This is a genomic window from Methanolobus sp., assembly GCF_030682845.1.
In the GTDB taxonomy this organism is placed as follows: Archaea; Halobacteriota; Methanosarcinia; order Methanosarcinales; family Methanosarcinaceae; genus Methanolobus.
In genome coordinates this window covers 37296-58013 of record NZ_JAUXNK010000067.1, presented here as the reverse complement: position 1 = coordinate 58013, position 20718 = coordinate 37296, and the positions used below count along the sequence as shown (strand labels likewise).

Sequence of the window (20718 nt, the reverse complement as noted above, 5' to 3'; positions counted from 1 at the left end):
TGCTTCGATGCCTCTGTAGACCTTACCGTGATAACTGATATGACCAATGACCTTTGCCTGTATCTCGGGGTCGATAGCGTTAAGGGTCACTGTGAGCGTGGTTACGCCGGATCGTATAATTTCCGGGAGTCTCTCCGGAAGCACAAGCCCGTTGGTGCTCAGACATAATGTCGCATCCGGGAACTCCTCCTTGATCAGCCTGAATGTCTCAAATGTCTCATCGTTTGCCAGCGGGTCGCCCGGACCTGCCACACCCACAACCTTGATGAAAGGATATTCCTTGAGCACCTGCTTAGTCTTTTCAAGGGCTTCCTGCGGACTGAGAACCTCACTGGTAACACCCGGCCGGCTCTCATTAACGCAATCGAACTTACGGTCGCAATAGTTGCACTGAATATTGCATTTGGGAGCTACTGCAAGGTGAATTCTTCCATACTTATGCTGGGCATCCTTGGAATAGCAGGGATGCTGGGCAATTATCCTCTTCATATCCTCGCCCTTTGAAACTTGTATGTCGCATGTATCTGATTCGCTATTATCCATATTTACAGCTCCTTGGCAGCTCCTGTAAATTCATGTCAATTTAAGCATAAACCCATTGATAAAGTTTTGTATTAAGCATATCTAGAAAATATGCATTCAGGGACTTATTTCACACCACTTGCCCTGACCTTCCCATATTTTCAGTGACACGGGGAACCTGAGCCTAGCAGACAGGCGTGCGTGCACGTGCTCGCACAGATTCTCAACACTGGGATATTCCAGGATATCATTCAGCATCACATGGTCATATTCGGCCATTACCTCTTTTACGATCTTCTTTATATCATAGAAGTCCATGACCATTCCACTTTCATTCTTATCACCCTCTATCACGATCTCTACCTTATAGGTGTGTCCGTGAACCTTTCCACATTTGCCATGCCCCGGGAGATAATGGGCACTGTCTATATAATCAATTATTCCGAGTTTCATCTTCATTAAAGGCACCCCCATATTCTGTGAGTCTGAGGTATTATTTTAGTATCAACTTGATCAAGTAACCGTTCCTGGAGGCCTATTAGGTATCCCGGAGCCGGAAGGAGCTCTTTTTGTGAGACGGGCTGAAGTACCACACACGATACATAGCCGGCGATCGCGCCAATCATGCCTTCCACATCATCGGCGTCAGTATCCTTTGTCACGACCACCTTGCAGAAGCATTCCCTGTCTTTGGTTGTCTTCAGTGTCCTGAAACATTCTATGGTCCTATCAAAATGCTGGTCCACATCATCCACGGGTGACGAAGGCAGCAGTTTGATATCCCCTGCTACATAGGACAACTTGTCCCTTATCTTTTTAGCCATATGGGGTAATGTCATGTTCGATTCCAGGTAAAGAGGACTTGCAATGTCAAGCTGGCAAATAAAATCAGCATGCATCAAAGGCTCTCCTCCTGTAAGTGATACAGAATGGATCTTCCCATAAGAGCCTGCCATCTTCCCTATATCCTCAGCGGACAGGGGATTTTCTACCAGTTTGAACACACCCGAACCCGGGACTTTCTCAAACCTGCATATGTTTGAGCTCCCAACGGATGTATCACAATAAGAGCAGTCGAGGTTACATCCGGTAAAGCGTACGAAAGCCTGTCTTGAACCGACATAGGGACCCTCACCCTGCACCGAACAGAACACCTCGCTGACATTGGCGGTCATCTGGTCAGCAGCCATCATATCACATCCAATGGCCTGGACTTGCGCAGGTCCTTCTCGATATCATCGAACTCACGCACATAAGCTTCTGCTATTTCCTGCAGCACCACCGCCACTTCATCCCCCTGTATGCCCAGGTCTTCAAGACTTCCATAGTAATCGTGGAAAACGTTTATCCCGAAATGGATCTTCTGGGATACCGCCGAAGTGCTGGCAATGGATATTGTAAGCTTTTTCTCACCGATGAAAAGATCATCCCCGTTGCGCGTGATATCGGAGTATCTTAGAGAGAGCACCTCGCGAACTATAGATGTGAACAGTCTCTGTCTTGCATACACCAGTTTCAGGTCGGTTGAGTCGAAATGCTCTATAACGAAGTGGAGCATGTCAGTGGAGAATATGATGTCACCCTGTTTCTTATCCTCAAGGTCGATCATGTGTTCGATCCTGACATCGCACGCTCCCCTGAAACCTATGATCGAATCAGCCTGTACGTCTGCCATGTTGTAGGCCCACAGGGAAGATATCTGGCTCCCGTCGTAATCGATCCTCTTGTCAATAATTATGCATTCCATGTTATCACTCGATTCCCTGTCACACAATCATTATTATGCAGCCACTTTTGTTGCATTTATCCCTGTGTGACCCCAAGCCTTACAAAAAGCGGGTCTGCAATGCCCGCCTCATCGAAAGCACGTTTCCTTCTCACGCAGCTCTCACATACACCGCAGGGCAGCTCTCCTCCCTGGTAACAACTCCAGCTGTACTCCAGAGGAGCCTTGGATTCCATTGCCTTAAGAACTATGTTTTTTTTATCAAGACCGATGAGTGGAGCCAGTACTTTAACTCCATTAAGTGTTGAATATGAAAGGGAGCCGTTGATTGCCCCGATGAAATCCGAAGAATTGTCCGGGAATGTCACAGCTTCCTCCCTGTTAAAACCCACAATGACATTCTCATATCCCATACTCTCTGCGAAGCTTGCTGCAATGTTTATAAGCACACCATTACGGTTAGGCACCCATACACTCTTTGCAGATTCAATAGTGATAGAAGGGTCCGCATCTCCGGCTATCTTCTCAAGGGACATTGCAGGTACATCGCTGTCAGTGTTCACAAGGGATGTTTTTGTGATACCCGCAAGCCAGCCAAGCTCAATTACCTGAAGCCCGATTCCGAAATGCTCACATATCTTTTTCGAGCACTCTATCTCTCGTTTTGCGGAACGCTGGCCATAATCGAATACAAGTGCAAGTTTCACTTCTGTGTGTTCTCTTGCTAATGAAACAGCTGTCACCGAGTCCAGTCCGCTGCTTAACAGGGCTATTGAAGCATTAATGATGATATCCTCCAAAGATACATGTAAAGATAAATGAAAGCATCCGGGAAAAGTATTCCCCGAGTAATACTAGGAGAATAGATTTTTCCTATAAGAAAATATCGCTGGTAATACCAGCAGATATTAATATATAATTAATTATAATATTGTAAGAGGATGTTAAATGCCAGTTATCAAAGAAAAAAAAGTCCTTGTTTCTCTACTTCAGCGTATGTACTGGATAGAATCCGAGATGGAACAACTGGGCACATGGGAAGCACGCATTGAGATGATGGACGAAAACCTCGAAGCATTGGAGGTATTATCCCATGACTCGGACCTTCACGGATCGATAGTCGAGAAATGGATGATCAAAGCAAATATAGAAGTCCCGCAGACGATACCAAAGGGGCTCCCAAAACACATATTCGATTTTGACGGATTATCGGCGCCAGAGATTTTTGGAAGCATACAGAAGTATGAGATACTTGCCATGAATGCATATAAGGATATCAGGAACGCTGAGGCTGCTGTCATAGAAGAACTGCTCCCTGATCAGAAAGACAGGGCAGATTTCATGCTGGATATGGAAAAACTCATAGCAGACGAAGAAAAGCATACCAACATCTGCAAGAAGCAGACTCAGGGATTCGCAAAAGTGATGTACTGAAAAATAAAAAAACTATTTCAGCCGGGCATCATATCCGCCTGCCTGCTGAAACCCGGCTTACAGGCGTATTAGATTTATTCTGCCACCTTTATATAAAAGGTGTAGGTAGTAGTTGATGCAGTTGATTCTTCAGTTTCGTCATCGGTATCTGTTGCTGGCGTGGTAGTTATCGGAGTGGCTGGCGGTAAACCTCCTCCCATGCCCCCCATACCTCCCATATTTGGAGTTGAAGGTGCCTCTTCGAGAGTTTCGTTCATTTCCGAATCATTAATGTCTGTCGACTGGAAGATAGTTTCAGGTTCTTCTGTAATTATTATATCTTCAGCCTCAGCCGGGACATCGTCGTTAGAAATGTTCAGTACACCGCTGAGCATGATTGCAAATCCGATCACAAGAATAACAGGTATTATCAATAAACGCTTATCCATTTTTTTACCCCACATATCGTTGTCATATATCTGGCCTTCATCTTGAGGTCTAATTGACTATTGCATGCTCACAACTATTTAAACTTAGTGATACTTTAAAATTTCATCATTATAATGATGTAGAGAGAGGAAATGGAAAATGATACCCAGGCACATATAAATAATAGCAAATTCGATAGTTAACATGAGTGGGATACATCAACTAACTGAAGAAGCATCTATGAGAGGTTGGCTTTTATGATTATCCTGTTCACTCGCACAAGAGGTGAAACAATTGCAGGAAAATAAGCCCGATGACAATGAATATAATGTTAACCGGCTGGCAGGAGAGAAAAGTCCATACCTTCTTCAGCATGCGCATAATCCTGTTGACTGGTATCCCTGGGGGGAAGAGGCTTTCGATAAGGCAAAGCAGGATGATAAACCGATATTCCTATCCATCGGATACTCTACATGCCATTGGTGTCATGTGATGGAGAGGGAATCCTTCGAGGACCCGCAGGTTGCGGAACTGATGAACGAGGCATTCGTATCCATAAAGGTGGACAGGGAGGAAAGACCGGACATCGATACTATATACATGTCTGTCTGCCAGGCACTGACCGGAAGGGGAGGATGGCCCCTTTCCATAATAATGACCCCGGACAAAAAACCCTTCATGGCAGCAACCTACATACCCAGGGAAAGCAGGTATGGAATGGCAGGCATGCTTGACATTGTTCCTGCAGTCAGCAATATGTGGACCCGACAGAGAGAAGAGCTCATATCTAATGCCGAGGAGATCGTATCTGCAATATCAGGCGGTGTGCGCGATGGCACAGAAGGTCCCGGGCTGGATGAGAGCGCTCTTGACAGGACCTACCAACTCCTACGAAGCAGTTTCGACCCTTCCAGCGCAGGTTTTGGTAACGCGCCAAAGTTCCCCACTCCTCACCATCTTACGTTTCTGCTGCGATACTGGAAGAGGTCAAAAGAGGATAAAGCACTGGAAATGGCAGAGGAAACACTTAAGGCAATGCGTAAGGGAGGCATCTATGACCACATCGGCTTTGGCTTTCACCGCTATTCCACGGATTCCAGGTGGCTGGTACCTCACTTTGAGAAGATGCTCTATGACCAGGCATTGATATCGATAGCTCTTATAGAAACCTACCAGGCTACACAAAACCCCGAATACAGAGAGAACGCGGAGGAAGTGTTCAGCTACGTGCTCAGGGATATGCATTCCCCTGAAGGTGGCTTCTATTCTGCCGAGGACGCTGACAGTGAGGGCGAGGAGGGCAGGTTCTACCTCTGGACAGAGCAGGAATTAGAGGATATGCTCGGTGAAATGGACGCCGGGATGTTCAAGGAAGTGTTCCATACAAGTCCCGGAGGTAATTTCCTTGATGAAGCAAGCAGGACACATACAGGCAGGAATATCCTTCATCTGGAAGAAAGCCTCCGCGAGACTGCAGAAAGAAGAGGTGAGGACTATGACAGGTTCAGGCAGTCTTTCGAAAGTTCACGCCGGAAACTGTTCGAGCACAGGGAAATGCGCGTGCATCCGTCCAAAGATGATAAGATAATGACTGACTGGAACAGTCTTATGATAGTCGCCCTAAGCAAAGCTGCCAGAGCCTTTGATGAGCCGGCTTACGCCCGGGAAGCAGCCTTGACCGCAGATTTCATCCTGTCAAAGATGGTCAGCCCCCGGGGGAGATTATTCCACAGGTACCGCGATGGAGAGGTGGCTGTTGAGGGTTTCCTTGACGACTATGCATTTTTTATATGGGGACTTATCGAACTTTACCAGGCTACCTTCAACACGGAATACCTTAGAAACGCACTGCTATTCAATGACCAGCTGATTTTACATTTCCGGGACAGCATGCACGGAGGATTCTTCCATACTGCGGATGACTCAGAAAAGCTCATCATGCGGAGTAAGGAGATATACGACGGAGCCATTCCTTCCGGCAATTCGGTTTGTGCGTTGAACCTGCTGCATCTTGGGCGGATCACAGGGAACACCGACTTTGAGAACAAAGCATACGAGATAATGCAGCTTTTCTCCGGACAGGTGTCAAAAATGCCTATCGGTTACACACAGCTCATGTGCGCCCTTGATTTTGCAGCAGGCCCTTCCCGGGAGATAGTTGTGGCAGGTGACCCTGAAAGTGAGGAAACACAGGGAATAATATCAGACATCAACAGGGAATTTGTGCCCAACAAAGTGATACTCCTGAAACATGAGGGCAGGGAAACGGAGATTTCCGCAATTGCAGAGTACGTATCCGACATGAGCATGAAGGATGGCAGGACGACAGTGCATATCTGTCAGAACTATAACTGCAATCTGCCCTCAACTGACAGGAAAGAGATACTCAGGCAACTTAAAGACTGATTTCGGGACAAGTTAAAGAATAATAGTCAAAACACAAATGGTGAACCAAAGATGAACCTGAAAACGAAGTACTATAATCCGGATATTGAAACTATGGAAAGAGGAGAACTCGATGCTTTAGTGGAAGAGAGAATAAAGTACACTGTTAACTACGCTGCTGAGAACTCCCTGTTCTACAAAAAGTGGTTCCTGGAACATAACATCAAGCCTTCTGATATACAATCACACGAAGATCTCCTGGAACTTCCGATCATATCCGGTAAGACCATTCGGGAGAACCAGCCTCCGGAAACCGTGGATTTTGGTTTCAGGGCCGTTGACTGGAAAGACGTTTTCACCATACATGAGACAAGCGGCACTAGCGGCACACCCAAATCGTTCTTCCTCACATGGGAGGATTGGGAGAGATACGCCGAGAAATACGCGAGGAGTTTCGTTTCACAGGGATTTGGTCCTGGTGACAGGGTTATTGTATGCGCTTCCTATGGCATGAACGTAGGTGCCAATACCATGACACTTGCAGCCAGGAACATAGGAATGACAATAATCCCCATAGGGAAATGCAATTTCCCGCCGCGGGTCATGACTTCCTATAAACCCACATCCATAGTGGGAAGTGTGTTCAAGCTCATAAGCCTGGCTAAGAGAATGAAGGTTCAGGGAATGGACCCAACAGAATCCAGCATTGAGCGACTTATAGTGGGAGGCGAGAGTTTCCCGGATGAATCACGCAATTATGTTGCTGAGGTATGGGGGTGCGATGTGTTCAACACCTACGGCAGTACCGAAGGCACCATGTGCGGGGAATGCTCCCATCTTAAAGGGCTTCATGTACCCGAAGATCTTGTCCATATGGATGTCTATGACCCCCGGATGGACGGTTTTGTAAAGGATGGCGAGTGCGGCAGGATAGTGCTCACAACCCTGCTTCCGGTCGGCGCCAAGTGTGGCAACGTGCTCCTCAATTATGACACTGAAGATACGACCGTGGTGATGGACCGCGAGAAATGTTCATGTGGAAGAACACATATGAGAGTCCTTAACCCTCAAAGAGAGGCGGAAACTTTCTGGATCTTTGAAACCCCTTTCAACAGGGTCGACATCGAGAAAGGGGTTTTCCAGAGAGAGAATATGGAGTACCTTACAGGAGAATACGAAGCGTTCCTTTACGGAGGCGAGGATGAGGGAGAGGTTACCCTGAGAGTAAGCCTTGAGTGTGAAGATGCGCAGAATTGCAACAGGCAAGTGATAGAAGCCAACTTCCTGGGCTCTTTCCTTAAGTATAAAAGAGCTCTGGAGGATGCCTACATACAAGGCAGTCTGGATATCATTTTCAACTATGTCGGACCAGGGCAGCTTGAGTTCTATCACATCAAAGGTCGTCCGAAGAGGATTGTCGATAGAAGATAATCTGGTATAAAATGACTGCAAATTGTAAGATAGGAAAAAACTCTCAGAAAGTGCCCTTATACACTTGCAGCCCATTATCCGATACTGACAGGATCCATGGTTCCATGCTATGAGATGCAGCCCGCATCTTACGCACACGCATGTACCTGTTAGCCACATTACCCTTGAGATGCAAACCCAGTTCTATTATACCGTCTGCCAGGTAGCCTTCAACGCCCGTGGAAGAGTCGTTGATACCTGTGTATCTGTCGTCTTCAAGTATGATGAAAGTTGTTAGCCCCTCGCGCCGGAAAGTCTCAAGCATCCTGTATACTCTTTTGCGCAGGTCCTTTGCTTCCATATCCAGCAGAGAATACAAAGCTCCAAGGGAATCTATAGCAAGGCAGGTGCAGGTGCCTGTTGTATCTTTCCTGAAATCAAGGATGTTCTTCTCAAGTATCTCTAGCGGGTCCCCGGGAAGGTCACCATAGAGGACCCTGTAATCGCTGAAATCAGATATATGGAGTTTACTTGAAACACTCATACCCATACTGTGCATGTTCTGCAGGTGATTTTCCCTGCTCTGCTCAAGTGTGATATAAAGTCCGGATTCATCCGTTCCCTCCAGATAGCTGGAGATAAGCTGGAATGTAAATCCGGATTTTAATGTGCCTGCAGCTCCTGTCACCATCACGACACTGCCTCTGGGAATATCGGTTCCGAATACTTCGTTCAGGCCCTGTATAGTATCTATGAATCTCATTGGTTCTTGCCCTCAGTTAGTGATATAGTAATATATTAATATAGTAATTCAGTGATGTTCTAGATGTCCTTCAGAACTTTTAATGGCTTCATCCATCTTTTAAGCAAGTGGAAATCCTTCTTATCAAGTGTACCGGGGTCAACCTGCACTATAAGTCTGGAATCCGATGCCATAACAGTGTCATTTGTTTGCTCGATAAGTTTGATAACGGAAATGAAATCATTATCAAGAAGCAGATATTCCAGGCCATCCACTAGTATTATGCCGTCACTGACCTTGTGAATGAAATCATGTATGGTCGGATGTATCTTGAATAATTCAGAAGGGTCCAGAGCTTGCTGGCCAGTGCTTTTGTTCCGGGTCATCCATACCAGAGGGGTCTTTGAGAGCCCATAAAGCAGGCGAATCTTCTCGGGATTCTTTCTTGTTATACATAACCCTGGTTTTCCCTGTTTCACAAGTTTCGAGAAAAGTAAGTATCCCTCATCTTTCCTGTTGCAGTCTGCCAGATATATAGAACCCGGCTCAAGCTCATGTTGCAAATCGTCCCCGGTATACTGCATATCCTCCGTCAGCGGGGTGATGAACAAACCTCTAAGTTTTGACAGTTCCTGCAAAGCGATGATAAGGCCCGTAGTCCCTTCGCTATTCTTTATCAAGGAAGTTGAAACATTCATGGGAACCTTTTCTCCTTTCCCCCTGAGAAAAGTGACTTCACTATCCCTGATATCTTTAAAATCGGAAAATGCATCTCCCTCCACAAGAGATGAGATAGGTCTGCCCAGAAGGTCGTCCACATGCATACGAAGCAGGTTGGCAGCATTCTTATTAGCAGTGGTAATATTCGTGTCGATGTCAATTGAAAGAGTTGCAATGGGAGAAGCTTCCAGAAGATTACCGAGATACTCATTAGCGCGCTTTATTTTCTCGTCTGCATCCTTTTTTTCTGTAATGTCCGTCCCTGAGATAAGCAGGCTGCTATCATTCCCGTAGTCTTTCATGAGAACAACATTGTTCCAGCCGATTATTCTTTCTTTACCACCCTTTGTCAGCACAGGGGTCTCAAAATAACCTTCAAAGGACATCACTCCTGAAAAGAAATCCGTGAGCATTTTCCTGGATAGCTCCCTTGCAGACTCAGGAACACAATTGTCAAACCAATTGGTCCCTGTCAGCTGCCCTTCAGAATAACCCAGCACATCATACCCCTTTTTGCTAAGGAGTTTTACGGTGCCTTTTTCGTCCATTACAAGTAACATAACTGCAGCAAGTTCAAGGTAGAGATTAGCCTGGTCACGTTCGTTTATTAGTTCGTCATGCAGGTGTTTTATACGGAGAAGAGAACTCACCCTAGCAACTATCTCAATCCTGTCAAGAGGTTTTATCAGGAAGTCATCTGCACCTGCCTGCAATCCCCTTATACGGTCTTCGGCACCGGACAGGGCAGTTACCATCACCACAGGTATGAACCTGGTTTTTTCAGAACCTTTCAATATTCTACAAACTTCATACCCCGTAATATCAGGCATCATTATATCGAGGAGGACGATGTCAGGCTCATGTTCCCGGGCCATATGAAGTGCTTCTTTGCCACATTGCGCGGAGATTAGGTCATAGCTGTCTTTCAGATAAGCTGTCAGTAACGCTATGTTCACCTGCTCATCGTCGACTATGAGCACCTTCCCCTTTTTTACTTCACCCATATGTAATCACTCATTCAGTAAGATAGTATTATCTCTGCAGGAATATAGAGCCATCCTCTCCGGAACCGGGAGACTTTTCATTCACGGTCCATACATGTTAGAAGATAAGATATATATTATAAGCATATAAATATTATAGTGGGGGAAATATAAGAATACTAGTTCCTGTATCCGGTCAAATACAAACTCAGATACCCTGATACGAGAATAAGTATTCTAAGCTGAACTTATCGGACATTTACAGGAGCGCACCAGGAATGCATGGAATGAATCATCCTGAAGAGAAGCTGATCAGGGCTGCCACAGACATACGGTACCTGCTTGGGAAAAGGTATCCTCAGGGCAGCGCAGTGAGGTTTGTAGGCGATCACTACGGCCTTGAAAAAAGCCGCAGGTACATACTTTCACGAAATGTGCTCGCACCGGAAATAGCCTCTGCCCGCCGAATTAAGAATGTACCATGCAGCGAAATAAGAGAACGGCACATCCTAATAGATGGATACAATGTACTGATAACCATTGAGAGTTACCTGAAAGGTGAGGATATGTGGATAGGAGACGATGGCTTCATCCGGGACAACAGAGGAGTGTTCAGGAACCATGTCAATGATGCAGCAACACTCCGATCCGTAGAGCTCATGCTGTTTGTGCTCCGGAGAAGTGCCGCGGGAGCGATAACTGTATTGCTGGATGAGCAGATGAGCATGAGCGGGCAACTTGCACTGGCCATCAGGCAAAAGATGGCTGAAGCAGGCGTAAATGGGAGAGTGCTCACATCAGCAAGCACTGATCACGACCTTAAAATAGCCGGAGGCAATACCATAGTGGCGACTGCTGACGGAGTGGTTATCGATGCTGTGGAAATGGTTGTCGATATTCCGTACTGTGTGATGAAAGGAGATCCACATAGCCGGAAATTGCTTTATTCATTGAGCCCCAGTACAGACCAGATAACAAAAGGGTAATGCGCATAAAATGAAAAAGCTAGGAATTGCAATAACTGACGCTGATGACTGGACCACGAAAGCCATTATTGATAGCGTAAGAAAGAAGGGGATAGAACCCCATATATTTGACCTGCGGAGTGCAGAGATCAGTATCGATGCAGGAATGGACTACAAGGTAAATGGTACAGACCTTAGCGGACTTGATGCTATAATCGTGCGTGACATGGGAGGGGGAAAGAATGACGCAGTTACTTTCCGTTTTGATATATTGAGGCAACTTGAGAAGGACGGCCTGCTGATCGCCAACCCCACCTCTGCGATACAGAATGCTGCAAACAAGTATCACTCATCTTATCTTTTTTCAAAGGCAGGATTGCCTGCCCCCCGGACAAAGGTCGTTCAGGATACAGACGCGGCAATGAAAATACTGGGATCCTTCAAAGATGCATTAGTGAAGCCAGTTTTCGGATACAAGGGCATCGGAATACACCGCATAAAGAACATGGAACTCATCAAACCTGACGGCACAATGGACCCTGCCTGCCCTGAGGAGCTGGTATCATCTCTCCTCCAGGAGAAGGGAATGCTGTACATCCAGGAATTCGTGGAGAATTCCGGCAGGGATACGAGAGCTTTCGTTGTTGACGGAAAGGTCATCGGTGCTATCTACCGGAAGGCTCCGCAGGGCTGGTGGCTGAATAACCTCAGCCAGGGAGGCAATGCCCAGAGGTGCATGCTTACTCCGGAGCAGCACACCATCTGCGAAAAGGCTGCACATGCTGTCGGTGCGATCTATGCAGGAGTAGATATCATAGAAGGTCCCACGGGCAGCATTCTGCTGGAAATAAATGGCACCCCTTCAGGAGCAGGCATATACAAAGCATGGGGTATCAATGTGGCTGACCATATTGTAGAAGCGGTGATGAGACGCCTGTAAAATGCAAATCAGGTGGAAAGAAGCAAATACCTTATAAAGCCTGATTGTAAAAAAGGTTGATACAGATGACAGAATATAAACAGTGCATTATAGTTCGGGATGACCTCAAATTGTCTCCCGGAAAGCTTGCTGTCCAGGTGGCTCATGCAGCAGTATCGTCCGCAGAGTGGGCTGACAGGTCCACACTGGAGAAGTGGAAGGAGGGAGGGCAGAAGAAGGTAGTTTTACGTGTGCCCAACACCCAGGGCCTCTTTGAGCTTAAGGAGCTGGCAAGAAGGCAGAACATACCCACTGCTCTTATCCAGGATGCCGGACTCACGGAGATCAAGCCAGGCACCATCACTGTCCTTGGCATCGGACCTGCCAAAGAGGAAGAACTGAACAAGATCACTGGCAACCTGAAACTGCTGTGAGCATAATATCTGGAACTCCATTGTAAGAGGGATGGAATGAGATCGTTTGAAAAAAAGTATTCCGTATTGATAATCTTTATACTCACCACATGCTCGGTCATTTCTCTGGGGTGTGTTTCCGAACCTATGCAAAAGCTGGGCGAATACATTGCCCCGCCCTCAACTGCCTATCTGCATAATGAGAAGGCATATGATATCGATCCTCTAAGGCTGACAGTGCCTGTCGTACCGGCGCAGGCCCCTTTCAGGTACGAGAACAGACCATTTGCTTATGAAACAAGGAGCTCTCCGGGGTATCAGCTTGCCAGCAGTTATTACTATACAACATTCTATGAAGGCAGCGATGGAGTGACCGGTATCTATGTTGAGAATTTGGGAGACTACACGATCTTCGCTTATGAGTTCGGCTTACTTGACGTGGATACTGGTAGCTGGTACGGACATGATACCGGCATTACCATAATCCCGGGTGAGAAAAAGAGAATAGGGTATGTATCAGTGCAGGTGCCGGAAGGAGCAGAGAATCTTAAGCTCAAGCTTGGCATGTCGCTCCTTGTCAGTACACAGTCCGGGCAGTGGTATGATTGTGACAGGCAGTACTTTGAGGAATTCACAATTGATGTGGAAAAAGAGCCACAAGCAGAAAGTCCGGAATACATCTCAAATCCCCGGAGCGTTTTTTCCTTAATGAATAGTAAAATAGACCCTTATGATACAGGAGTACGGAAAATAGCGGCCGTATCTGCAAAGAAATATCCGGGGCAGTATAATATCTACCAGTTGTGCTCCCTTTTCGATGATACGAAGAGCAGGATAGATTACATAAGCGATCCCCGGGGCAGAGACCTCTGGTCTCCACCGGCCGATACACTGGAAATAGGTGCGGGGGACTGCGAAGATTACGCCATACTACTGGCATCCCTTGTCGAAGCCATTGGAGGCACTTCCAGGATATACCTTACTGACACACATGCATTTGCATCTGTTTATATTGGAGATGCGGACAATACTGCATTAATAGTTGAAGCGATACGCCAGTATTATGGCGATCTGCCTGTGTATTATACTACAGATGAATATGGGTCCTGGCTTCTAATGGACCCGACATCAAGCGTTTATGCGGGAGGGCTTCCCGCGGGTGCGGCGCCTGTTAAAGGCGGATGGACCTTCCAGAACACATCGCAAGTCATCGTTATAGACATCGCACCCAAGGATCAGGAGTGAATCATGAACATACCACCTGTGGAAAAACAGATAGGCATTGAAATATATTGCACTTCCCTGCCAGGAATTGGCGGGAAACTAAGGCAGGAAATAGAAGACTTCATTGTAAAAGAGATCAGCAATCGCGAGGAAGGGGATTCCGGGAAACAGCTGATCCTGGAACTTACCAAGAGCAACTGGGATATGCATCATGTGGCCAGGGACATATCCAGGAAGCTGGGTATCAGCCAGAAGCGTATTGGTTTTGCAGGCACAAAGGACAAGAGGGCAAAGACCACACAGAAGATCAGCATATATGATGGAAAAGAGGAGGAGATCGAGAACTTCTACCTCAAGGACGTAGAGCTGAAGGTCATTGGCAGGTCTGAGCGGTCTGTTGAGCTTGGGGACCTTTTCGGAAACGAGTTCGTGATAACTATAAGGGATATCGTGTACGGTCCACATGAACTCAGAGGCATCCTTGACGGGATCACTGCAGAGCTCAACGCTTTTGGAGGAGTGCCTAACTTCTTTGGGATACAGCGCTTTGGGGCCATCCGGCCTGTTACACATCTCGTTGGAAGGGAGATACTGCTGGACGACCTTGAAAAGGCAGCTATGACATACATTGCCAGATCGTTCCCTGATGAACCGGACGATGTGAGGGAAGTGCGTGATCTGGTATGGAATACCCGGGATTTTGCACAGGGGCTAAAGATATATCCCTTGCGCCTCAGGTACGAGAGAGCTATGATGCACTACCTTGTGGAGAATCCCGGAGACTATGCAGGGTCCTTCCGCGTGCTTGCCCACAACATCAGCAAGATGTTCGTGCATGCTTATCAGTCATATATGTTCAACCGGATGATCTGCACGCGTATAGAAGAGGGAATTCCCCTTGATGCTGCAGTGCCTGGAGACATCGTATGTTTCAAGAACAAGGAGGGGCTGCCTGATGTCACAAAGACGCAGCAGGTCACTGAGGAGAATCTGGAGGGCATGAATAACCTGGTAAAAAGGAACAGGGCTTTTGTGACCGCACCCCTCATAGGATACGACACACCCCTTGCATCCGGTGCTCCCGGGAAGATAGAAAGGGATATCTTTGAAGAGGCAGGCATCCCTGCAGAGAACTTCAGGGTTCCCGGACTGCCGGAATTATCTTCAGCCGGGCTGCGCAGGGAGATATTGCTCCACAGCAAGCCTTCCTTTGAGGTATCAGAGGATGAGCTCAACCCCGGAAGATCTAAGGCTGTCCTGAGGTTCATGCTTCCAAAGGGGAGCTATGCCACAACAGTCCTTCGTGAATACATGAAAGTAGAGCCAATAAAAATGAGCTGAGGGTGTAATTCCCTCATGTTTATATTTTAAGAATTACTTCGCTCTGAGGACATCATGGCCTCTACGAATGCCCTGAAAGGTGGAGAGGGCCTCCCGGGCCTGGACTTGAACTCCGGATGGAACTGGGAACCGAAAAAGAATTTCTTTCCGGGAATCTCTGCTATCTCCATCCGGTTCCTGTTCTTGCCTGAGAACACCATGCCCTTTTCCTCTATACGATCAACAAAGTTGGGATTGACCTCATACCTGTGCCTGTGGCGCTCGATTATTTTAGGGCAGCCATAAACGCATTCTGCAAGGGAGCCGGACTTCAGGTCTGCTTCATAGTCACCAAGTCTCATTGTGGCACCCATGTCAACCACGTTCTCCTGCTCTGGAAGTATATCGATTACCGGATAAGGTGTGTTCTCATCGAATTCAGTGCTGTTCGCATTCTCCAGCCCAGAGACATGTCTTGCAAACTCAATAACAGAAAGCTGCATACCCAGGCAGAGTCCAAGGTATGGGATGTCGTTCTCACGGGCATATCTTATGGCCATGATCTTGCCTTCAACACCCCTTTCCCCGAAACCTCCGGGAACAAGTATTCCATCATACTTTGACAGGGTCGCCACCAAAGAGGGGTCCTTTTCGAAGGACTCCGCATTGATCCACGTTGTGCAATAATTAACTCCACAGTCAATAGCTGCATGCTTGATGGAAGCGCTTATGCTGAGATAGGAGTCTTCAAGATGAGTGTATTTCCCCACGATGCCTATGTTGACCTTGCCTTTGAGATTATGCATCCTGTCAACCATTTGAGCCCAGGCCGTGTCCACACTGTCCGACTGGAGGTTCATTAGCTTCATTAGGTAATCGGTCAGACCCTCCTTTTCCATCATGATGGGAACTTCATAGATATCTTTTGCATCATGAGCACTTATAACAGCCTCTTCCGGAACATCGCAGAAGAGAGAGATCTTCGATATAGTGCTATCAAGCAACGGTTCCTTGCATCTTGTAACAATGACATGCGGAGTTAACCCAAGTTCCCGCAGTTCCTTCACTGAGTGCTGGGTGGGTTTGGTCTTCTGGTCTCCCTGAGGGTCCATGGGTACCAAGGTAACATGCACAAATGCCAGGTCACCCTTGGGCTCTTCCCTGTGCATCTGCCTGACAGCCTCCAGGAAAGGCATACTCTCAATATCACCCACAGTACCTCCAACTTCCACAAGACATACATCGGCACCGCTCTTTGCAGCGACTTTCCTTATGCGATCCTTGATCTCATTTGTAATGTGAGGGATTATCTGCACGGTCTTGCCCAGGTACTCCCCACGACGCTCCTTTAAGATCACAGACTGGTAAACTTTTCCGGTTGTGAGGTTGTGCTCCCTTGTAAGTTCGGTGTCAAGAAAACGTTCGTAATTACCAAGGTCAAGGTCTACTTCGCCACCATCCTTCAGTACAAAAACCTCTCCGTGCTGGAAAGGGCTCATTGTGCCTGCATCGATATTGATGTACGGGTCTATCTTGATGGCCGTTACCTTATAACCCTTGTTCTTCAGGTTGCGCCCGATAGAAGCGGTGGTTATTCCTTTGCCAAGCCCGCTCATTACTCCGCCAGTTACTATAATATACTTCATATGATGCACATCGCCTTGTTTTTATTTGAATATAGGAAGTCTGATCATTAAGAAAGCCATCAGAAAAGTAAGAAGAATTGAATAGAAGACAGAAGGATAGAATCCAAAGAAGGGGCCAAAGTCCACAGACAGCAATATCATCGCCAGAATCATCACTGACATGAGGAACACAAAAACTGCTACCATGTAAACCGATCTGGAGGAAGCCAGCTCAAAGACCGACCTTACCATCTGCAGCGATATCTCCGGAAGCTGAGAACTCCAGTTTTCCCCACGGTCCTTGCGTCCATGCGAAGAACTCTTACGGGGAGTTGATAATGAAGTGTCCACATCAACTGTGAAATTTGCATCATCCGGCCCTGGCTGCCCTACATTGAATTCAAAACCGGCTTTTTTTGAGCCATAACCGACTGTCACAAATACCTGTCCTCTTGTATAGAGCCTTCCCCCATAAGGTATCCGGGCTATTATCGGGATGTACTCTTCATGACGGACATAAGGATTATCCTCAAGCATAGTAATGTTCTCACGCAGAGAATCGCTTACAGATAGATTCACATGTGTGGGAGCGCCATAATTTATCATCACCAGCTCAAAACTTCTTTCCTCACCCGGCGACAAAGGCAACTCAACCGTACCTGTATCGAATTCAATAGAGTTGACTCCAAGCCTGTTGATGTGCACCTGCTGCAATTGTGTATCCTCGTCGGTTATTCCCTGAGGTCAGGAGGAAGCATATTTGGTATGCCCTCTTCAATGGGATAGTATTCTTTGCATTTCGGACAATAAAGAGTCCCGGAAATAATCTCATTGGCATCCTCCTTTTCAATATTGAGGATCAGGTCGCCCTTACATATCGGGCAGGCAAGAATTTCCATGAGGTTCTTTTTCATCTCGATCAGTACCTACCAATATATTACAATGATATAAGTTTTTGCAATAATAATCAAGGACAAAGAATGTGCATCTCAATCATGAACTTTTCTTTTGAGAGATAGTTTAATTTAGTTCCTGCCTTCTACCATAATCCATGTTCTCTGTCCTTATCAGTGCCCTTGACTTTGCTATCCCCATCCTGATAGTGATATTCATAGGACTGTTCGGGACCGCTGTGCTTATAGAACTGGGCCTGATGCAGAAATTATCGCGTTTTGCAAGTCCTGTATTCAGGTTCACTAACCTGCCGGACACATGCGCTTCATCGTTTGTGGTATCCATGGGATCTACTGTTGCAGCTAATACCATGGTGGTCAATTTCCGGGATAACGGTTGTATAAACAACCGCGAGGCAGCCCTTTGCGCTGTAATGAACAGTACTCCTGCATACCTAAGGGAGATCTTTACTTACCAGATACCGATAGTACTGCCTGCGCTCGGTCCGGTCGTGGGTGGCTTCTATGTGGCGGTCTTCATACTGACAGCGATCGTTAAAGTGAGCACTGTCATTGTCCTCAGTAAGCTGCTCCTGAAAAAGAACCCGTGTAAGTTCGAGGAAACTATCACCGACAAGAAAGTAAGCCTCAAAGAAGCTGTCAAAAAGTCACTTACCAAGAATAAGAAGCTATTCACAAAGATTGCCGTGATCTATCTTGCAATGACAACACTGGTATTCTACCTCCGGGACAGGGGTGCATTTGAGGTTTTCAGTGTTCTGCCCCTTGCAGATATATTCGGCATCCCTCCTGAAAGCATAGTACCCCTCACAAGTTTCGTTGCAAGCCCCATCCTGGGGATATCGCTGCTTGGACCGATGCTAGGCAACAACGGAATATCACCCCTGCAGGCGATGATCGTGCTCATGCTTGGAAGCATGTTCATGCTCCCCATCTTCAGTATCCGAACCCTGCTACCCAGGTACATTTCCATATTCGGTGCAAGGACAGGCATAGGCATAGTAACTTTTTCAACAGGCATAAGCGTACTTGTGAGATTTGTTATACTACTTGTTCTTTTATCAATAGCAAATTAGCGGCTTGTAAAGATCATCATAGGTCAACCAGATTTGAAAGGTAACTACGAGAAAGAGATCTGTAGTTGCAATTATTGATATATGCCTCCTATGAGGATTTTGCATAGATTGAAAATGGTACATTTAAGCGTTCCGGATAAGGGCCCAATCAGAGTATTTGTTCCCCATACCTATTGCAAACCAGGAGGGTTATGAACAACATATAGACTCCTTAAAAGAACTAATCCATTTGGTCAAAGTTGGACCGGCCACTGATATTTGAAGATATATCTTTTTTGAGCGAAGCACTGAACCTGCCACAGAAAATCAGATTAAAAGGAGAGGTCCTTAAGGATAAAGTTTAATCAATAAATTAATATATTATATAATCATCTATATATTAACATGGCAATTAAAGCCATATAATAATTATAACTGTGTAATGGTTACACACATAATATAAAGGGAGATACAGACAAAATGGCAAAAATAATGATTGTGGACGACGCCGCATTTATGCGCATGGTCATCAAGGATATTCTGAAAAAGAATGGTCATGAGGTCGTGGCTGAATGTGTTGACGGACTTGATGCTGTCCAGAAATATCCCCAGTTCAAACCGGACCTGGTGTTCATGGACATCGTTATGCCAAACATGGAAGGAACAGACGCATTAAAGAAAATAATGCAAATGGACCCTTCTGCAAGAGTGGTAATGTGCTCATCCATTGGGCAGCAGTCAGTAGTTACTGATGCTCTCAAAAGTGGCGCCCTTGATTTCATAGTGAAGCCTTTTGATGCCGCAAAGGTCCTGGAAGTTATCGGAAAAGTAATGTAAATGACGATCAATGTCCTTGTAGTCGATGATTCGGCGCTGATGCGTAAAGTTATCTCTGACATCCTTTCAGAAGATCAGGAGATCAGAGTGATAGGAACAGCAAGGAACGGCCTCGAAGCTGTAGAAAAAGTTGAGAGGCTCAGGCCTGATGTGGTCACTCTTGACGTAGAGATGCCAACACTTGACGGGCTGCACGCACTCGGATATATCATGAGTGAGTGTCCGACTCCAGTGGTAATGCTCACGGCCATTGATCCGAAGTCTGCAGAAAGAACATTGAATGCTTTTGAATATGGAGCTGTAGACTTTATCCAGAAGCCTTCCGGCAATATCAGCCTGAATATAATGGATATAGCTGATGACATCCGCTTAAAAGTCAAAATTGCATCTAAAGTGGACCTTAAAAAGCTAGGCTTTATGGAAGAACATGTGAATTCCAGAGGAAACCATGCAAAAAAAGAGCTAAGTATACCTGCAAAGCCTCCCGAAGACTCAAGGAAAAAGCACTTTTCAAACCAGAAGATACTTGCGATAGCTTCCTCAACCGGAGGACCGCGGGCACTTGAGCAGGTAGTTCCCAAACTGCCCGCAGACCTGAAGGTACCAGTTGTCATTGTACAGCACATGCCAGCAGGTTTTACAGCATCCATGGCACAGAGGCTGGACATGCAGTCACAACTTACGGTATGTGAGGCTAAGGATGGAGACGTGCTTGAACCAGGCGTTGTGTACATTGCTCCGGGAAACTACCACATGGAGATAGTACAGAAGAGCATAAGCGGACGCACATCAGAAGTTGTCTCCCTTAACCAGAATCCGCGTGAGCAGGGTGTCAGGCCATGTGCGAACATCCTTTTCAAATCCCTGGTTCCGCTCTACGGACAAAACATACTGGCGGTAGTGCTCACCGGAATGGGGGCAGACGGGGCGGATGGGGCCGAAGAGATAAAGAAAGCCGGCGGCAAGGTGATAACAGAGGATGAGAAGTCCTGTGTGGTCTATGGTATGCCAAAAGCGGTTGTCCAGCGCGGGCTTTCAGATAGTACAGTGAGCCTTGAAAGAGTATCAAGCGAGATAGTCCATATGCTAAGATAAGCTGGGGATTACAATGATGAC

At 46.5% G+C, this 20718-nt stretch carries 22 protein-coding genes; 11 read left to right on the top strand and 11 right to left on the bottom strand.

The features are described 5' to 3' along the window. From Q8J68_RS08420 to queC, 5 genes are all read right to left on the bottom strand, one after another. On the bottom strand, positions 1 to 543 hold a 543-nt coding region (locus Q8J68_RS08420; RefSeq protein WP_305311076.1), incomplete at its 3' end, for a radical SAM protein. A gap of 96 nt (positions 544 to 639) precedes the next feature. Beyond that, complete coding sequence (gene queD / locus Q8J68_RS08415; protein ID WP_305311075.1) at positions 640 to 981, bottom strand: 6-carboxytetrahydropterin synthase QueD; 342 nt, start codon at positions 979 to 981, stop codon at positions 640 to 642. Further along, positions 981 to 1715 (bottom strand): 7-carboxy-7-deazaguanine synthase QueE, encoded by a 735-nt coding sequence (locus Q8J68_RS08410; RefSeq protein WP_305311074.1) that lies wholly within the window; start codon positions 1713 to 1715, stop codon positions 981 to 983. The genes queD and Q8J68_RS08410 overlap by 1 nt, the downstream gene beginning before the upstream one ends. Beyond that, entirely contained in the window at positions 1712 to 2269 is a 558-nt protein-coding gene (locus Q8J68_RS08405) for a DUF366 family protein (protein ID WP_305311073.1), read from the bottom strand. The genes Q8J68_RS08410 and Q8J68_RS08405 overlap by 4 nt, the downstream gene beginning before the upstream one ends. Before the next feature lie 56 nt (positions 2270 to 2325). Beyond that, entirely contained in the window at positions 2326 to 3048 is a 723-nt protein-coding gene (gene queC / locus Q8J68_RS08400; RefSeq protein ID WP_305311072.1) for a 7-cyano-7-deazaguanine synthase QueC, read from the bottom strand. A 148-nt stretch (positions 3049 to 3196) separates the two neighbouring features. On the opposite strand from queC, the gene Q8J68_RS08395 reads away from it, so the two are divergent. After that, positions 3197 to 3682, top strand: coding sequence for a hypothetical protein (locus tag Q8J68_RS08395; protein ID WP_305311071.1), 486 nt, complete (start codon positions 3197 to 3199; stop codon positions 3680 to 3682). 74 nt (positions 3683 to 3756) lie between these two features. Here the strand turns inward: Q8J68_RS08395 and Q8J68_RS08390 are convergent, their stop codons facing one another. Continuing rightward, complete coding sequence (locus tag Q8J68_RS08390; RefSeq protein WP_305311070.1) at positions 3757 to 4110, bottom strand: hypothetical protein; 354 nt, start codon at positions 4108 to 4110, stop codon at positions 3757 to 3759. Between the two features lie 274 nt (positions 4111 to 4384). Between Q8J68_RS08390 and Q8J68_RS08385 the strand changes: the two genes are divergently transcribed. Then, positions 4385 to 6496 carry a thioredoxin domain-containing protein gene (locus tag Q8J68_RS08385; protein ID WP_305311069.1) on the top strand — a complete coding sequence of 704 codons (2112 nt, stop codon included), beginning with the start codon at positions 4385 to 4387 and terminating at the stop codon, positions 6494 to 6496. 51 nt (positions 6497 to 6547) lie between these two features. Further along, positions 6548 to 7906 carry a coenzyme F390 synthetase gene (ftsA, locus tag Q8J68_RS08380; RefSeq protein WP_305311068.1) on the top strand — a complete coding sequence of 453 codons (1359 nt, stop codon included), beginning with the start codon at positions 6548 to 6550 and terminating at the stop codon, positions 7904 to 7906. A gap of 43 nt (positions 7907 to 7949) precedes the next feature. Here ftsA and Q8J68_RS08375 read toward each other — a convergent pair whose 3' ends face one another. After that, the gene (locus tag Q8J68_RS08375) at positions 7950 to 8648 is read right to left on the bottom strand and encodes a gas vesicle protein GvpD (RefSeq protein ID WP_305311067.1); all 699 of its coding nucleotides are present in this window, start codon (positions 8646 to 8648) and stop codon (positions 7950 to 7952) included. A 59-nt stretch (positions 8649 to 8707) separates the two neighbouring features. Further along, complete coding sequence (locus tag Q8J68_RS08370; RefSeq protein ID WP_305311066.1) at positions 8708 to 10351, bottom strand: DUF835 domain-containing protein; 1644 nt, start codon at positions 10349 to 10351, stop codon at positions 8708 to 8710. Positions 10352 to 10608: 257 nt separating this feature from the next. Between Q8J68_RS08370 and Q8J68_RS08365 the strand changes: the two genes are divergently transcribed. The 5 genes from Q8J68_RS08365 (at position 10609) to truD (ending at position 15192) form a co-directional block, all read left to right on the top strand. After that, positions 10609 to 11316: a DUF434 domain-containing protein gene (locus Q8J68_RS08365; RefSeq protein WP_305311065.1), complete on the top strand. Its 708-nt coding sequence runs from the start codon at positions 10609 to 10611 to the stop codon at positions 11314 to 11316. A 10-nt stretch (positions 11317 to 11326) separates the two neighbouring features. Further along, positions 11327 to 12235, top strand: coding sequence for a tetrahydromethanopterin:alpha-L-glutamate ligase (gene mptN / locus Q8J68_RS08360; RefSeq protein ID WP_305311064.1), 909 nt, complete (start codon positions 11327 to 11329; stop codon positions 12233 to 12235). A gap of 65 nt (positions 12236 to 12300) precedes the next feature. Further along, complete coding sequence (gene pth2, locus Q8J68_RS08355) at positions 12301 to 12648, top strand: peptidyl-tRNA hydrolase Pth2 (protein WP_015054517.1); 348 nt, start codon at positions 12301 to 12303, stop codon at positions 12646 to 12648. Positions 12649 to 12684: 36 nt separating this feature from the next. Continuing rightward, the gene (locus Q8J68_RS08350) at positions 12685 to 13872 is read left to right on the top strand and encodes a transglutaminase family protein (protein ID WP_305311063.1); all 1188 of its coding nucleotides are present in this window, start codon (positions 12685 to 12687) and stop codon (positions 13870 to 13872) included. Between the two features lie 3 nt (positions 13873 to 13875). Then, on the top strand, positions 13876 to 15192 hold the full coding sequence (gene truD / locus Q8J68_RS08345) for a tRNA pseudouridine(13) synthase TruD (RefSeq protein WP_305311062.1): 1317 nt from the start codon (positions 13876 to 13878) through the stop codon (positions 15190 to 15192). A gap of 26 nt (positions 15193 to 15218) precedes the next feature. Here the strand turns inward: truD and pyrG are convergent, their stop codons facing one another. From pyrG to Q8J68_RS08330, 3 genes are read right to left on the bottom strand one after another with little or no spacing between them, the layout of a single operon-like run. Continuing rightward, the gene (gene pyrG, locus Q8J68_RS08340; protein WP_305311061.1) at positions 15219 to 16817 is read right to left on the bottom strand and encodes a glutamine hydrolyzing CTP synthase; all 1599 of its coding nucleotides are present in this window, start codon (positions 16815 to 16817) and stop codon (positions 15219 to 15221) included. 21 nt (positions 16818 to 16838) lie between these two features. After that, complete coding sequence (locus Q8J68_RS08335) at positions 16839 to 17510, bottom strand: hypothetical protein (protein ID WP_305311060.1); 672 nt, start codon at positions 17508 to 17510, stop codon at positions 16839 to 16841. Positions 17511 to 17527: 17 nt separating this feature from the next. Beyond that, entirely contained in the window at positions 17528 to 17710 is a 183-nt protein-coding gene (locus Q8J68_RS08330) for a methytransferase partner Trm112 (protein WP_305311059.1), read from the bottom strand. A 137-nt stretch (positions 17711 to 17847) separates the two neighbouring features. On the opposite strand from Q8J68_RS08330, the gene Q8J68_RS08325 reads away from it, so the two are divergent. The 3 genes from Q8J68_RS08325 (at position 17848) to Q8J68_RS08315 (ending at position 20697) form a co-directional block, all read left to right on the top strand. After that, positions 17848 to 18786, top strand: coding sequence for a nucleoside recognition domain-containing protein (locus Q8J68_RS08325; RefSeq protein WP_305311058.1), 939 nt, complete (start codon positions 17848 to 17850; stop codon positions 18784 to 18786). Positions 18787 to 19245: 459 nt separating this feature from the next. Further along, positions 19246 to 19602, top strand: a complete 357-nt coding sequence (locus Q8J68_RS08320; protein WP_305311057.1) for a response regulator — start codon at positions 19246 to 19248, stop codon at positions 19600 to 19602. Beyond that, the gene (locus tag Q8J68_RS08315) at positions 19603 to 20697 is read left to right on the top strand and encodes a chemotaxis response regulator protein-glutamate methylesterase (protein WP_305311056.1); all 1095 of its coding nucleotides are present in this window, start codon (positions 19603 to 19605) and stop codon (positions 20695 to 20697) included. It begins immediately after the preceding gene. Positions 20698 to 20718: the final 21 nt, after the last annotated feature.

What these genes read in the sequence shown, in the direction of transcription:
- Q8J68_RS08325 (WP_305311058.1), top strand. Translation starts at nt 17,848, where the DNA reads ATGTTCTCTGTCCTTATCAGTGCCCTTGACTTTGCTATCCCCATCCTG.
- mptN (WP_305311064.1), top strand. Translation starts at nt 11,327, where the DNA reads ATGAAAAAGCTAGGAATTGCAATAACTGACGCTGATGACTGGACCACG.
- Q8J68_RS08405 (WP_305311073.1), bottom strand. Translation starts at nt 2,269, where the DNA reads ATGGAATGCATAATTATTGACAAGAGGATCGATTACGACGGGAGCCAG.
- truD (WP_305311062.1), top strand. Translation starts at nt 13,876, where the DNA reads ATGAACATACCACCTGTGGAAAAACAGATAGGCATTGAAATATATTGC.
- Q8J68_RS08365 (WP_305311065.1), top strand. Translation starts at nt 10,609, where the DNA reads ATGCATGGAATGAATCATCCTGAAGAGAAGCTGATCAGGGCTGCCACA.
- pyrG (WP_305311061.1), bottom strand. Translation starts at nt 16,817, where the DNA reads ATGAAGTATATTATAGTAACTGGCGGAGTAATGAGCGGGCTTGGCAAA.
- queD (WP_305311075.1), bottom strand. Translation starts at nt 981, where the DNA reads ATGAAGATGAAACTCGGAATAATTGATTATATAGACAGTGCCCATTAT.
- Q8J68_RS08395 (WP_305311071.1), top strand. Translation starts at nt 3,197, where the DNA reads ATGCCAGTTATCAAAGAAAAAAAAGTCCTTGTTTCTCTACTTCAGCGT.
- pth2 (WP_015054517.1), top strand. Translation starts at nt 12,301, where the DNA reads ATGACAGAATATAAACAGTGCATTATAGTTCGGGATGACCTCAAATTG.
- Q8J68_RS08390 (WP_305311070.1), bottom strand. Translation starts at nt 4,110, where the DNA reads ATGGATAAGCGTTTATTGATAATACCTGTTATTCTTGTGATCGGATTT.
- Q8J68_RS08320 (WP_305311057.1), top strand. Translation starts at nt 19,246, where the DNA reads ATGGCAAAAATAATGATTGTGGACGACGCCGCATTTATGCGCATGGTC.
- Q8J68_RS08410 (WP_305311074.1), bottom strand. Translation starts at nt 1,715, where the DNA reads ATGATGGCTGCTGACCAGATGACCGCCAATGTCAGCGAGGTGTTCTGT.
- Q8J68_RS08315 (WP_305311056.1), top strand. Translation starts at nt 19,603, where the DNA reads ATGACGATCAATGTCCTTGTAGTCGATGATTCGGCGCTGATGCGTAAA.
- Q8J68_RS08375 (WP_305311067.1), bottom strand. Translation starts at nt 8,648, where the DNA reads ATGAGATTCATAGATACTATACAGGGCCTGAACGAAGTATTCGGAACC.
- ftsA (WP_305311068.1), top strand. Translation starts at nt 6,548, where the DNA reads ATGAACCTGAAAACGAAGTACTATAATCCGGATATTGAAACTATGGAA.
- Q8J68_RS08370 (WP_305311066.1), bottom strand. Translation starts at nt 10,351, where the DNA reads ATGGGTGAAGTAAAAAAGGGGAAGGTGCTCATAGTCGACGATGAGCAG.
- Q8J68_RS08350 (WP_305311063.1), top strand. Translation starts at nt 12,685, where the DNA reads ATGAGATCGTTTGAAAAAAAGTATTCCGTATTGATAATCTTTATACTC.
- Q8J68_RS08330 (WP_305311059.1), bottom strand. Translation starts at nt 17,710, where the DNA reads ATGAAAAAGAACCTCATGGAAATTCTTGCCTGCCCGATATGTAAGGGC.